Origin of the sequence: Novosphingobium sp. FSW06-99 (assembly GCF_001519065.1) — a bacterium.
GTDB lineage: Bacteria > Pseudomonadota > Alphaproteobacteria > Sphingomonadales > Sphingomonadaceae > Novosphingobium.
Map to the genome: position 1 here is coordinate 57,590 of NZ_KQ954263.1, position 12,440 is coordinate 70,029.

A 12,440-nucleotide genomic window follows, 5' to 3' on the forward strand; every position below is an offset into this window, starting at 1 on the left:
GACATCGCGCAATCGCCCGTTCGGGACTGGAACAAATGGCCATGATGAAGGCGCGCGCCACGATTGCGGGATTGGCCATGCTGGCAGCCACGGGCGCCAGCGCGGCCACGCCGCCGCCCGCCGTGATGCGGCTGGCGCTGGCCGAACGGTTGAGCTGGGGCCCGCGCGGTGATGAACCGGACATGCCTGCGGGCGATCCCGTGGCCGCGCTGGCGGTGCCGGTCGATGCACCATTGCCACCGGCGGCCGCACAGGCGATCGCGGCCATGCGGATCAGCCGCCAGCCGATGGCCGATCTGGTCATGGCGATGATGGAGCGCCGGCGCCAGATCAACACGATCGCCGATCCCGAGGCCAAGGCCGCAGCCGACAAGGCCTGGCAGGCCGACATGAACGATCTCTATCGCGAAGTGCAGACGCGCGACATTCTGCGTGCGCTTTATTCGCCCGCGCAACTGGGCGAACAACTGACCTGGTTCTGGGCCAACCATTTCAGTATCCATGCGCCCAAGCGTGAAATCCGTGCGATGCTGGGCGGCTGGGACGACACGTTACGCGCGCATGCCCTGGGCAAGTTTCGCGATCTGCTGATGGCCACCGTGATGAGCCCGGCGATGTTGCAATATCTCGACAACGACCAGAACGCCGCCGGGCATATCAACGAAAACTATGCCCGCGAAATCATGGAATTGCACACCATGGGGGTGGGATCGGGCTATAGCCAGAAGGACGTGCAGGAACTGGCCCGCGTGCTGACCGGGGTGGGCGTGCGGTTGACCGCCGATGCGCCGCGCCTGCCGCCCGACAAGGCGGCTTTTTACATTCGCAACGGGGTGTTCGAATTCAATCCGCAGCGCCACGATTTCGGCGACAAAGTGCTGCTGGGCCAGACCATCCACGGCACCGGCTGGACCGAGGTTCAGCGTGCGGTCGCGATCCTGGCCGATCAGGGCGCGACGCGCACGCATGTGTCGCGGCAATTGGCGCTGTTCCTGCTGGGGCGTGATCCGTCGCCCGCGCTGCTGGGCGCGATGACCGCCGAATGGCAGGCGAGCGACGGCACGATCGCGCGCGTGGTGGCGGTGGTCTTGCGCAGCGACGAATTCCGCGCCTCGCTGGGCCATGCCTTCAAGGACCCGATGCATTACACGCTGTCGGCGGTGCGCTATGCCTATGGCGGGCGGGTGATCCGCAACGCCGATCCGATCATCAACTGGCTGCGGCGCATGGACGAGTTGCCCTATGGTCGCGAAACTCCCGATGGCTGGCCGCTTGATGCGGCAGCCTGGACCGGGCCGGGGCAGATGGAAACGCGCTTTGAAATCGCCAAGGCGATCGGCAACGGATCGGCCGGGCTGTTCAAGGCGCGCGATCCGGGCGGCACCGACGAACCCGCCTTTCCGCAATTGCAGAACGCGCTGTGGTTTGCCGGGATGGACCATACCATCGGTGCGCAGACCCGCGCGGTGCTCGATCGCGCATCGTCGTCGCCGCAATGGAACATGCTGCTGCTCGCCAGCCCCGAATTCATGCGGCGTTAGTATGCGCCGAAACTTGCGTTTCGGGAGTCGGCACCGGCCCGCTCCCCCACCCGACCACCCATAGGGTACTATCGTAGGGTGGTCGGGTGGGGGAGCGGGCCGGTGCCGACTCCCGATATTCCGGCCTTGCCGGAATATCGGCGCAGAAACCTAGGGAGACCATCCATGCTTGATCGCCGTACAGTTCTAACCGGTGGAGCGGGGATTGCCTTGCTTGGGGGCAGGGCGATGGCGGTGCCTGCAGCATCAGGCACGCGGTTCCTGCTGGTGTTCCTGCGCGGGGCCTATGATGCGGCCAATATCGTCGCGCCCACAGGCAATGCCTTTTATCACGAGGCGCGCCCGACAATCGCGCTCGCCGCGCCCGATCCGGCCAATCCGCAGGCGGCACTGCGGCTTGATGCCGACTGGAGCCTGCACCCGGCCCTGCGCGACTCGATCGCGCCGCTGTGGCAATCGCGCCAGATCGCGTTTGTGCCGTTCGCCGGCACCGACGACATGAGCCGCAGCCATTTCGAGACGCAGGATACCATCGAGATGGGGCAGCCGATCACCGGGCCGCGCCAGTTTCAGTCAGGTTTCATGGGGCGGCTGGCGGGGGTGCTGGGCAAGGGCGGCAATGGTGCAATCGCGTTTTCCGACCGTCTGCCGCTGACGATGCGCGGCGGGCCGATGATCCCCAATCTGGCCTTGGGTGGCAATGGCAAGCCGCCGATCGATGATGGCGAAACTGCGATGATCGCGGCGATGTACCGGGGCCAGCATCTGGGCGCGGTCGATCTCGATGCGGCGGTCCACGCCGGGTTCGCCGCGCGCGATACGGTGTGGCACACCATCGATGACGAGATGAAGGCCGCCGGGCGCGGCGCGATCGCCGCGCGCGGGTTCGAGGCGGCGGCACAGCGCATCGGTGTGGTCATGCGCGATCGGTATAATCTGGCGTTCGTCGATGTCGGCGGCTGGGATACCCATGTCAACCAGGGCGGCGCGACCGGGCAACTGGCCGGGCGCATCGGCGAACTGGGCCGGGGGCTGGCCGCCTATGCCCAGGCGCTCGGCCCGCAGGCGTGGCAGCAGACGGTGGTGGTGGTCGTGTCCGAATTCGGGCGGACGTTCCGCGAAAACGGCAATCGCGGCACCGACCACGGCCACGGCAGTGTCTATTGGGTGCTGGGCGGTGGGGTCAGCGGTGGGCGCATGGTGGGCCCGCAAGTGCGGATCGCACCCGAAACGCTCAACCAGAACCGCGACCTGCCGGTGCTAACCGATTATCGCGCGCTGATCGGCGGGCTGTGGCAACGCCAGTATGGCCTGACCCGGGCGCAACTGGCGACAGTCTTTCCTGGCACTGTCCCCGCGCGACTCGACCTCATTTAGGCGGCTTTTCAAAGCGGGGTTTCGCGACTACCGCTGCGCGGTCTGTCCCCGATTCAGCCGAGCGAGCCCCGCGCATGATCACCGCCACCCAATTGCCGTTTGGCCTGTTGCTGCTTGCCGCGATCTGGGCGGGTGCGCAAAACCAGCTTGCCGGTGGGGGATCGTTCATCACGCTGCCGGCACTGATGCTGACCGGGATGGACGCGCGCGCGGCCAATATCACGTCGACGGTGGCGCTGTTTCCGGGGCAGGTGGCGGGCGGCTGGATGGGCCGGGCGCATGCGTCCGGCACGGCCAGCCTGTCGTTGCGCGCGCTGATCGGGCTCAGCCTGATCGGGGGGGTGATCGGCGCGGTGCTGTTGCTGCTGACCCCGTCGGACGTGTTTGCCCGCATGGTGCCGTGGCTGGTGCTGTTTGCCACGGTCGCCTTTGCGTGGGGTTCGTTCTTTCGCAAACCGGTTGCAGAAGGCGAAGAGGCCAAGCCGCTCGGGACAATGGCCGCGGGTACGATCCAGCTCGGCATTGCGATCTATGGCGGCTATTTCGGCGGCGGCATCGGCTTTCTGATGCTGGCGGCGCTGGCGCTCAGCCGGGTGCCGGTGCGTGCGGCCGCTTCGACCAAGAATGTGCTGGCAGGCGTGATGAACCTGACTGCGGTGCTGATCTTCCTCGGATCCGGGCAGGTGCACTGGCTGGCGATGGTGGTGGCAATGGTCGGCGCGCTGTCGGGTAGCTGGCTGGGCGCGCATATGCTGGCCCGGGTCAATGAACGGGCGCTGCGGTTTGTTGTCGTGGCGATCGGCATCGCGTTGACGATCGCGCTATTCCGGGTGTCCTGACCCGCGCCATTGCAGCGGGCGGATCGGCCCGGTCAACAGGCCCCACGCGGCAAGTCCGACCAGCGACAGCAGCGCGGGCACCAGAAACGCCATGCGGTATGATCCGGTCTGCGCGACGATCAGCCCGGTGGCGAGCGGTGCGGCGACGCCCGACAGGTTGGTGATCAGATTCTGCGCGCCCATCCAGCGCCCGGCGGCGGCGGGCCCGGCCAGGATCTGCCCGGCGGCAAAGTTGATCGTGCTCATCCACCCTGCGCCGAACGCCGCCGCGCCCAGCCACACCACCACCCAGCCATGCGGCGCGAACGTGGCGCCCAGCATCATCAGCCCGCACCCGCCCATGCCGCCCTGCATATAGCGTTTGCGCACGGCGCTTTCGTCCTGCCCCTGGGCGATGGCGCGGTCTGACAGCACCCCGCTCAAGGCGCTGCCCAAAGCCTGGCAACACGGAATGGCGGCGCCGATCCAGGCCATGCGGATCAGGCTGTCGTGTTCGCCATTGACCAGAAACGTCGGCAGCCATGTCATCAGCAGATAGGGCGGATAGGCATAGCAGAACCCGCCCAGGCCCATCCCCCACAACGCGCGGCGCGACAGGATTTCGCCCCAGCCCGGCCCCGACTTGCGCAAAATTGCGGGCGCAACGGTCGGCTGGGGCAGGGGGGTGGCAAACCACGCCGGCAGCCACAGCAACGAGGCCGCACCCAGCACCCAGAACACCGGGGGCCAGCCGAACCGCGCCAGGATCAGCCCGCCGATCAACGTGCCGACCACCGGGCCCAGCGCCATCGCCGCCGATATCGCGCCATTGGCCTGCCCGCGCTGATGCGGCGGGGCATGTTCGGACAGCAACCGGGCGTTGGCGGGATAGATCACGCTTTCGCCCAGCCCGGTCAACATGCGCAGCGCAAACAGGCTGACAAAGCCGCCCGCCAGCCCGCACAGCATCGTCGCCAGCGACCAGGCCAGCAGCGCAATGGCCAGCACGCGGCGGATCGGCCAGCGCTGCACCGCCATGCCCGCCAGCGGTTGCGCCAGCGAATAGCTCCAGAAAAACGCGGATAGCAGCAGGCCGAGGCGCGCCGGGCCGATCGCCAGTTGCCGGCTTAACAACGGGGCGGCCACCGCCAGACTGCCACGATCGGCATAGTTGACCAGCATTGCCAGCGCCAGCATCAGCACCAGCCGTCGCGACAGCCTTTGCGACGGCCTTTGCGACAAGGCGTGATCGGCCAATGGCCCGGGCGTTTCCCCTGGCGTTTCCCCCGTCAATGCCGCCTGCGCCATGGCACCCTCCCCCAGGGTTGAAGCGTGCAGGATTTCAGGGACTGCCGGTCTGGTCAAGGGACCCGTGGCACCCTTTGCAGCCTGATCGATTGTCGCTGGGGCGTTACCGGATCGCAGGGTGAATCCAGTAGGGCATGCTTGATCGCGATTTAAGCACCCCGTGCGCATGGAGGACACTAGCGAAAGTGGGACACCATGCTGCAAAGACTCAAGATCGGGACGATTGTCACAGGTTGCACGGCATTGCTTGTGGCGCTGATGCTGGGACTCGCGCTGATCGGAGTCACCCGGTTGGGCCAGGTTTCGGGCATGGCCGAGGATATCAACAGCACGACGATGCCATCGGTGTTCAAGATCGCCACGATCATGACCGATATCGATGTGACGCGCGTGCGCCTGATGCGCATGATGCTGGCCGATGACGCCAAAGTCGTGCGCAAGGCGGCGGCCGACCTCGACAAGTCACTGGCCCAGACCGATGCCGATCTGGCAGATTATGGCCGGGCGACGCATCGCCCCGCCAAGGAACAGGACTTGTTCGATGCCGCGCAGGTCTCCTGGCAACCCTTGCGTCAATCGATCGTTGCTGCGCGCGATGATCAGTTGTCCGGCCATCCCGACCAGGCGCGAGTCGAAATCAATGGCCCGATGGTCGATCTGGCGCGCACCACGCGCAAGCATTTCGAAGACGTTCTGACATCCAACCGCGCGGATGTGAACAGCCACGTCGGCGCGATCCAGGTGATCGGCAGCGATGCCACGCGCGACACCGTCGTGGTCGGGTTGGTCGGTCTGCTGATCGGGTTGGCGGTCATGGCGATCTGCCGGATCAAGGTGTCGCGCCCGGTGGCCCAATTGCGCGACGCGATGACGCAGATGGCGACCGGGCAACTCGATATCGACATTCCCGGTCGCGACAAGCACGACGAACTGGGTGATATTGCCCGCGCGCTGGGCGCGATCAAGGACAGTGTTGTCGCGCGTGCCCAGGCCGATGCGCAAGCCCAACTGGCGGTGCAGCAAAGCGTGACCGGCGCCCTGATGACCGGGCTCAAGTGCCTGAAGGACGGGCGTCTGACTCATCGCATCGACACCGCGTTTCCATCCGAATATGAAACATTGCGCAGCGATTTCAACGCCGCGATGACGGTTCTGGCTGAACAGATCGGCCATGTCGCCCAATCGGCACAAGGCGTGCACAACGGTGCCAACGAAATATCCGCGTCGGCTCAGGACTTGTCCGAACGCACCGAGGAACAGTCGGCCTCGCTCAGCCAGACCGCCGGGACCGTCAAGGGACTGACCAGTTCGGTCGCCGAAGCGCGCTCGATTGCCAACGCCGCCAGCACGATGGCGCAGGAAGCCAGCCACGAGGCGCAGCAAAGCGGCGATCTGATGGCGGATGCCGTGGCAGCGATGAATTCGATTGCCGCTTCCTCCACCCAGATGCGCTCGATCGTCGAACTGATCGACGGGATATCGTTCCAGACCAACCTGCTGGCGCTCAACGCCGGGGTCGAGGCGGCGCGCGCGGGCGAAGCGGGGCGCGGCTTTGCCGTGGTTGCCAGCGAAGTGCGCAGTCTGGCAGAGCGCTCGGCGCAGGCCGCGCGCGAGATCGGCACGCTGATCGAAACCAGCGGGCGTCAGGTCGGACAGGGGGCCACGCTGGTCAATCAGACGCAATCCGCGCTCGAACGCATCGTGACCAAGGCCAATGCGCTGGCCGAAACGATCGGCACGCTGTCGGTCAGTGCGGAAGCCCAGGTCGAAGCGATCAGCCAGGTCAACCAGACGGTGGCCGGGCTCGACATGACCACCATGCAGAACGCTGCGCTGGTCGAACAGTCGACTGCCGCCGCGCAATCGCTGGCACATCAGGCCACACAATTGACCGCCGTGGTCGCGCGCTTTGACATCGGTACGCCATCGCTCACCCCGACGCATCTCCCGGCACGGCGCCCGGCTGCCGCGCCACACCGGCCAGCACCGATGGCCCGATCCGCACCGATGCGCGCAAGCGTGGGCAACACCGCCGTGGCCACCGACGACTGGTCGGAGTTTTAGGCGCGAGTCGCGCCAGGAGATCGGTCCGCACACTACTAACCGCCGATCATCTTCGACGAACGACATTGTGTCCTGATTGACTGGGTGCGCCAATGCACGCACACGGATCTCTTGAAATAAAATTTCAGGAGGTCGCGCGCATGCGCAAATGGGTTTTTGTCGCGCTTGCCACTTCGATGCTGTCGGCGCCCGCGCTGACGCGAGCCGAACCGGCGGCCCCGGCGGCCACTGTGCCGATATATGGCACATTTGGTTTCGATACGGCGGGCATGGACACCGCCGTGGCGCCGGGCGACAATTTCTTCGGCTATGCCAATGGCGGCTGGCTGAAAGCGGTAACCATCCCGGCAGACAAGTCGACCTACAGCATGTTCTCCGTGCTCGATGATCTGTCGAAACAGCGTACCCAGGACATCCTCAAGGACGAACTCGCCAATCCGGGCAGCCGGATCGGCAATGCCTATGCCAGCTATCTCGATCTCGCCACGGTGGAGGCAAAGGGGCTGGCGCCAATCAAGCCCTGGCTCGACCACATCCGGGCGCTGTCGAACAAGGCTGACTATCCCGCGCTGATTGCCGAAGCGGCGCGCAACGGGGTCGATGGCCCGTTCCGCTTCAATGTGGGCCAGGACGACAAAGACCCTGAGACGTATATCATCGGCATGGGCCAGAGCGGGCTTGGCTTGCCCGATCGCGACTATTATCTGACCGACAGCCCCCGCATGGCGACGATCCGCGCCGCCTATGTCGCGCATCTCGCCAAACTGTTCGATCTGGCCGGCGAAGCCAATGGTGTGGCACGCGCGCAGGCGGTGATGGCGCTGGAAACCGCGATTGCACGCGGGCACTGGACGCGCGTCGACAGCCGCGATGCCGACAAGACCTATAACCGGATGACGCTGGCGCAACTGGCCGCGATGGCCCCCGGATTTGATTTTGCCGCGATGTTCCGCGCGGTTGGCCAGGCGCCTGATCATGTGCTGGTGGCGCAACCTTCGGCCTTTACCGCCGAGGCGAGGCTGATTGCGGATGCCGATGTCGCGGTGCTGCGCGACATGCTGTTGCTGCGCAGCCTCGACAGCTTTGCAACGTACCTGCCCGAAGCGATCGCCAAGGAAAGCTTTGCGTTCAATGGCACGGTGCTGACCGGCACGCCCGAGCGCGAGGAACGCTGGCGCCGCGCGGTGTCGTTCACCACGCGCGCGCTGGGCGAAGATGTCGGCAAGATCTATGTCGCGCGCTATTTCCCGCCCGCGACCAAGGCCGCTGCCGATGCGCTGGTGCACAATATCATCGATGCAATGGGCACGCGGATCGACGCGTTGAGCTGGATGGCGCCCGAAACCAAGGTGAAGGCGCACGAAAAGCTGGCCGCGTTCACGCCCAAGATCGGTTATCCCACGCAATGGCGCGATTATTCCGGGCTGGAGATTCGGCGCGACGACCTGTTTGGCAATGCGCTGCGCAGCCGTCAGTTCGAATTCGCCTATGATCTGGGTAAGCTGGGCAAGCCGATCTATCGCTGGGAATGGGACATGACCCCGATGACAATCAACGCCTATGCCAATTTCGGCATGGTAGAGATCGTCTTTCCCGCCGCCATTCTCCAACCGCCGTTTTTCGATCCGAAGGCCGATGCGGCGATCAATTATGGCGGTATCGGCGTGGTCATCGGCCACGAGCTCAGCCACCATTTCGACGATCAGGGCGCCAAGTATGACAAGTCGGGCAAGCTGACCAAATGGTGGACCGATGCCGACATCGCCGCGTTCAAGGCGCTGGAGGCCAAGCTGGCGGCGCAATACGATGCCTATGAACCGCTGCCCGGCCAGCATATCCAGGGCAAGCTGACGCTGGGTGAAAACAGCGCCGATCTGGCCGGTCTGGCGGTGGCCTATGACGCCTATCACAAGTCGCTGGGCGGCAAGCCCGCGCCGGTGATCGACGGGCTGACCGGCGATCAGCGCTTTTACCTGGGCTATGCGCAAGTGTGGCGGGTCAAATTCCGCGAGGCGGCACTGCGCCAGCGCCTGCTGACCGATCCGCATTCGCCAGGCGAATACCGTACGTGGGAAGTGCGCAATGCCGACAACTGGTACAAGGCGTTCGCGCCCAAGCCGACCGACAAGATGTATCTCAAGCCCGAAGATCGCGTGAAGATCTGGTAAGATCCAGCACGCAGCCCAGCGTCGCGAGTGTTCGCGCGCTGGTCTGCGCCACGTTGAAGCGTACCATTGCGCTTGCGCTCTGGCTGGGGCTGAACACGTTGCCGGGGGCCAGGATGACATCGTGTGGCAGGCAGGCGCGGGCGAGTTCCGCGCTGTCGAGGCCATCGGGCAGGCGGCACCACAGCGTAAAACCGCCCGCCGGGCGCCCTTCGGCCATGATCCCGAGCGCGGCAAGGCGCTGGGCGATATCCTGCCGCGCTGCGGCCAGCTTGCGGCGCAGATCGTCCATATGGCGGCGATAGCTGCCGCTGGCGAGAACATGGCCGATCACGGCGGTGGCGATCGGGCTGGGGCCGCCAAAGCCGGTCGCCAGTTGTAGATCTGACAGCGCGGCGATCCATTCCGGGCGCGCCGCGACATAGCCGCAGCGCAGCGCCGCCGACAGCGTCTTGGAAAAACTGCCGATGCGGATCACCCCGTTCAGGCCGTCGAGCGCGGCCATGGTCGGCGCGCCGGGCGCAAAATCGGTAAAGATGTCGTCTTCCACGATCACCATGCCATGCGCGGCGGCGATCGCGGGCAGGCGGTGCGTGGTGGTCAGGTTCAGACTGCCCCCGGTGGGATTGTGCAGGCTGGAATTGGTGATGTAGAGGCGCGGGCGTTCCGCGGCGACCACCGCTTCGAACACCGCCGGATCGGGGCCGGTGGGGGTAAACGGCACCGACACCAGCCGCGTGGCGTGCGCGGCCATCAGCGCCTGATAATTGAAATAGCACGGATCATCGAGCAGCACGGTATCGCCCGGTCGCAGCAACAGGCGACAGATCAGATCGATCGCCTGGGTGCCCGAACCGGTCAGCAGGATCTGTTCCGGGTCGCACAACAGCCCGTCGGCGGCAAAGCGCAATGCGATCTGCCGGCGCAGCGCGGGATCGCCCGCGGTGCTGCCATAATCGGTCAACACGGTCCCGTCGCGCGCGACATCGCGCAGTGCCTTTTGCACGGCGCGCTGCGGCATCCATGCGGGCGGCAGCCAGCCGCAGCCGGGCTTGTCGCTCGACGGGGCGGCATCAAGCGACTGGCGCGACACCCAGAACGGATCGATCGCATGGTCGCGCTGCGGCGCGCGTGCCGACGGGCTGTGCGGCGCACCGGCCAGAGGGCTGACGAAAAACCCCGATCGCGGCACGGCCTCGATCAGTCCCTCGGCCACCAGCCGGTCATAGGCTTCGACCACGGTTGCGGGTGACACGCCGAAACCGGCGGCGGATTGGCGCACCGAGGGCAGGCGGTCGCCCGCGCAGAGCAGGCGCGCGGCAATCCGGCTGCGAATGCTGTCGACCACTCGTCCGGTCTGCGTGGTTGCGGCCATCTGTATTTGTCCTTTGTTAGTACAGATAATCATAACTGTACTGCTCTGTATCTGGTTGCGCCAGCCCTTGCCGCGTAAACGGGACGCGAATTTCAGGAGATGGCGATGCGCGGCGATTATCGGGGATGGGGCCACGGTCTGTTGGGGGTGGCGATTTTCAGCGGTTCGCTGCCCGCCACGCGGCTGGCCGTGGCCGGGTTTTCGCCGCTCTTGCTTACCAGCGCGCGGGCGCTGATCGCGGGCCTGCTGGCCTGTGCGCTGCTGATCCAGGCGCGCCAGCGCTGGCCCGACGCGCGGCAGTGGCGCCCGCTGGCCGTGGTCGCGGGCGGGTGTGTGCTGGGCTTTCCCTTGCTCACCGCGCTGGCGTTGCAGCATATCACCTCGGCGCGATCGCTGGTGTTCATCGGCTTGCTGCCGCTCAGCACGGCGGTGTTCGGGGTGCTGCGCGGCGGTGAGCGACCGTCGCCCGCGTTCTGGGGCTTTGCGCTGATCGGCGCGGCTGCTGTCGCCGGCTTTGCGCTGGGGCGTGGCGCGCAATCATCGGCGGTGGGCGATACGCTGATGGTGGCGGCGGTGGTGGTGTGCGGGCTTGGCTATGCCGAAGGTGCGGTGGTGACGCGCGATCTGGGCGGTTGGCAAGTGATCAGTTGGGCGCTGCTGGCCTGCGTGCCGCTGGCCGCGCTGGGCACATGGGTGTGCTGGCCCGTCGCCGGGCTGGGCGCGGTTGGCTGGCAAAGCTGGCTGGGGCTGGGCTATGTTTCGGTGTTCTCGATGCTGATCGGGTTTATCTTCTGGTATCGCGGGCTCAGCCTGGGCGGCATTGCCAGCGTCGGGCAACTGCAACTGTTGCAACCGTTCATGGGTCTGGGCCTGGCCGCAGCCATTCTGCACGAACCGGTGGCCCCGGTCATGCTGGCAGTCACCATGGTCGTGGTCGGCAGCGTTGCGGGTGCCCGACGCTTTGCCTGATCGTCAGCGCTGGCCCGGTTCCGGACGCTCGACCGCCAGCGTATAGAGGTGCCAGGTGGCATAGCCCAGCACCGGCAACACCACGCCCAGCCCGACAAACGCCGGCAGCGCGCCCAGCGCCAGCAGTGCCACCACGATCAGCCCCCAGGTCGCGATGGTCACCGGGTTTTTCATCGTCACGCGCAGCGATGTACGCAGCGCGGTGGCCACGCCGACGCGGCGATCGACCATCATCGGAAACGACACCACGGTCATCCCCAGCGCGACAATCGCAAAGCCCAGCCCGACCAGGTTGCCCAGCGCCATCATGTTCCATCCCGCGCGGGTGGCAAACACCGCGTGAACAAAGGCGGCCGGGCTTTCGATTGGCACGGCGCCCATGGTCGCGAGGTAGATTGTCCAGGCGCACATGATCCAGCCGAGAAACAGCACCGCGACCATCGCCGTCAGGGTTGCCACCGATTCCGCCGTCGCGATGCGATAGGCATCGAAAAAATGCCGCCAGCCGGATTCAAGTCCAAGCTGTTCGCGCCGCGCCAGTTCGTAAAACCCGCTCGCCGCCGCAGGGCCCATCAGGATCGCCCCGGCGGCCACCGGCACGACCAGCGGCAAGACCGAGACATTGGCGGCCATCAGCGCCGCCAACAGCGCAACCGCCGGATAGATGAACCCGATAAACACCAGATCGCCGCGCTTCGAGATGAACGCCTGCCAGCCGCGCCCAAGCGCAAGCCGCAGATCGTGAAGGCCGATTTCGCGGATCTGGATATCGTCAACCGTTGGCGCCGCCTGGGCACGATGCGCAATTGCCATGAATGCTCTC

At 65.9% G+C, this 12,440-nt stretch carries 9 protein-coding genes; 6 read left to right on the forward strand and 3 right to left on the reverse strand.

Features of this window, described 5'->3' with window-relative positions:
* Positions 1-35 precede the first annotated feature (35 nt).
* From AQZ49_RS18570 to AQZ49_RS18580, 3 genes are all read left to right on the forward strand, one after another.
* Positions 36-1,541: a DUF1800 domain-containing protein gene (locus tag AQZ49_RS18570; protein ID WP_197411121.1), complete on the forward strand. Its 1,506-nt coding sequence runs from the start codon at positions 36-38 to the stop codon at positions 1,539-1,541.
* A 228-nt stretch (positions 1,542-1,769) separates the two neighbouring features.
* Complete coding sequence (locus AQZ49_RS18575) at positions 1,770-2,918, forward strand: DUF1501 domain-containing protein (RefSeq protein WP_231739308.1); 1,149 nt, start codon at positions 1,770-1,772, stop codon at positions 2,916-2,918.
* A gap of 74 nt (positions 2,919-2,992) precedes the next feature.
* On the forward strand, positions 2,993-3,757 hold the full coding sequence (locus tag AQZ49_RS18580) for a sulfite exporter TauE/SafE family protein (RefSeq protein WP_067619343.1): 765 nt from the start codon (positions 2,993-2,995) through the stop codon (positions 3,755-3,757).
* On the opposite strand, the gene AQZ49_RS18585 is transcribed toward AQZ49_RS18580, so the two are convergent.
* On the reverse strand, positions 3,740-5,044 hold the full coding sequence (locus AQZ49_RS18585; protein ID WP_082701907.1) for an MFS transporter: 1,305 nt from the start codon (positions 5,042-5,044) through the stop codon (positions 3,740-3,742). The genes AQZ49_RS18580 and AQZ49_RS18585 overlap by 18 nt on opposite strands.
* Positions 5,045-5,239: 195 nt before the next feature.
* Here AQZ49_RS18585 and AQZ49_RS18590 point away from each other — a divergent pair, with 195 nt between their 5' ends.
* Both AQZ49_RS18590 and AQZ49_RS18595 read left to right on the forward strand, forming a co-directional pair.
* Positions 5,240-7,108: a HAMP domain-containing methyl-accepting chemotaxis protein gene (locus tag AQZ49_RS18590; RefSeq protein WP_082701908.1), complete on the forward strand. Its 1,869-nt coding sequence runs from the start codon at positions 5,240-5,242 to the stop codon at positions 7,106-7,108.
* A gap of 140 nt (positions 7,109-7,248) precedes the next feature.
* Positions 7,249-9,276 (forward strand): M13 family metallopeptidase, encoded by a 2,028-nt coding sequence (locus AQZ49_RS18595; RefSeq protein ID WP_067619353.1) that lies wholly within the window; start codon positions 7,249-7,251, stop codon positions 9,274-9,276.
* On the opposite strand, the gene AQZ49_RS18600 is transcribed toward AQZ49_RS18595, so the two are convergent.
* Positions 9,245-10,648, reverse strand: a complete 1,404-nt coding sequence (locus AQZ49_RS18600) for an aminotransferase-like domain-containing protein (RefSeq protein WP_067619356.1) — start codon at positions 10,646-10,648, stop codon at positions 9,245-9,247. The genes AQZ49_RS18595 and AQZ49_RS18600 overlap by 32 nt on opposite strands.
* Positions 10,649-10,753: 105 nt before the next feature.
* Here AQZ49_RS18600 and AQZ49_RS18605 point away from each other — a divergent pair, with 105 nt between their 5' ends.
* Positions 10,754-11,617, forward strand: coding sequence for a DMT family transporter (locus tag AQZ49_RS18605; RefSeq protein ID WP_067619529.1), 864 nt, complete (start codon positions 10,754-10,756; stop codon positions 11,615-11,617).
* 3 nt (positions 11,618-11,620) lie between these two features.
* On the opposite strand, the gene AQZ49_RS18610 is transcribed toward AQZ49_RS18605, so the two are convergent.
* On the reverse strand, positions 11,621-12,430 hold the full coding sequence (locus AQZ49_RS18610; RefSeq protein ID WP_067619359.1) for a DUF2189 domain-containing protein: 810 nt from the start codon (positions 12,428-12,430) through the stop codon (positions 11,621-11,623).
* Positions 12,431-12,440 lie beyond the last annotated feature (10 nt).

Bases quoted from the DNA above. Each gene is read 5' to 3' on its own strand.
- AQZ49_RS18605 (WP_067619529.1), top strand. From the start codon at position 10,754: ATGCGCGGCGATTATCGGGGATGGGGCCACGGTCTGTTGGGGGTGGCG.
- AQZ49_RS18580 (WP_067619343.1), top strand. From the start codon at position 2,993: ATGATCACCGCCACCCAATTGCCGTTTGGCCTGTTGCTGCTTGCCGCG.
- AQZ49_RS18590 (WP_082701908.1), top strand. From the start codon at position 5,240: ATGCTGCAAAGACTCAAGATCGGGACGATTGTCACAGGTTGCACGGCA.
- AQZ49_RS18585 (WP_082701907.1), bottom strand. From the start codon at position 5,044: ATGGCGCAGGCGGCATTGACGGGGGAAACGCCAGGGGAAACGCCCGGG.
- AQZ49_RS18595 (WP_067619353.1), top strand. From the start codon at position 7,249: ATGCGCAAATGGGTTTTTGTCGCGCTTGCCACTTCGATGCTGTCGGCG.
- AQZ49_RS18570 (WP_197411121.1), top strand. From the start codon at position 36: ATGGCCATGATGAAGGCGCGCGCCACGATTGCGGGATTGGCCATGCTG.
- AQZ49_RS18610 (WP_067619359.1), bottom strand. From the start codon at position 12,430: ATGGCAATTGCGCATCGTGCCCAGGCGGCGCCAACGGTTGACGATATC.
- AQZ49_RS18575 (WP_231739308.1), top strand. From the start codon at position 1,770: ATGGCGGTGCCTGCAGCATCAGGCACGCGGTTCCTGCTGGTGTTCCTG.
- AQZ49_RS18600 (WP_067619356.1), bottom strand. From the start codon at position 10,648: ATGGCCGCAACCACGCAGACCGGACGAGTGGTCGACAGCATTCGCAGC.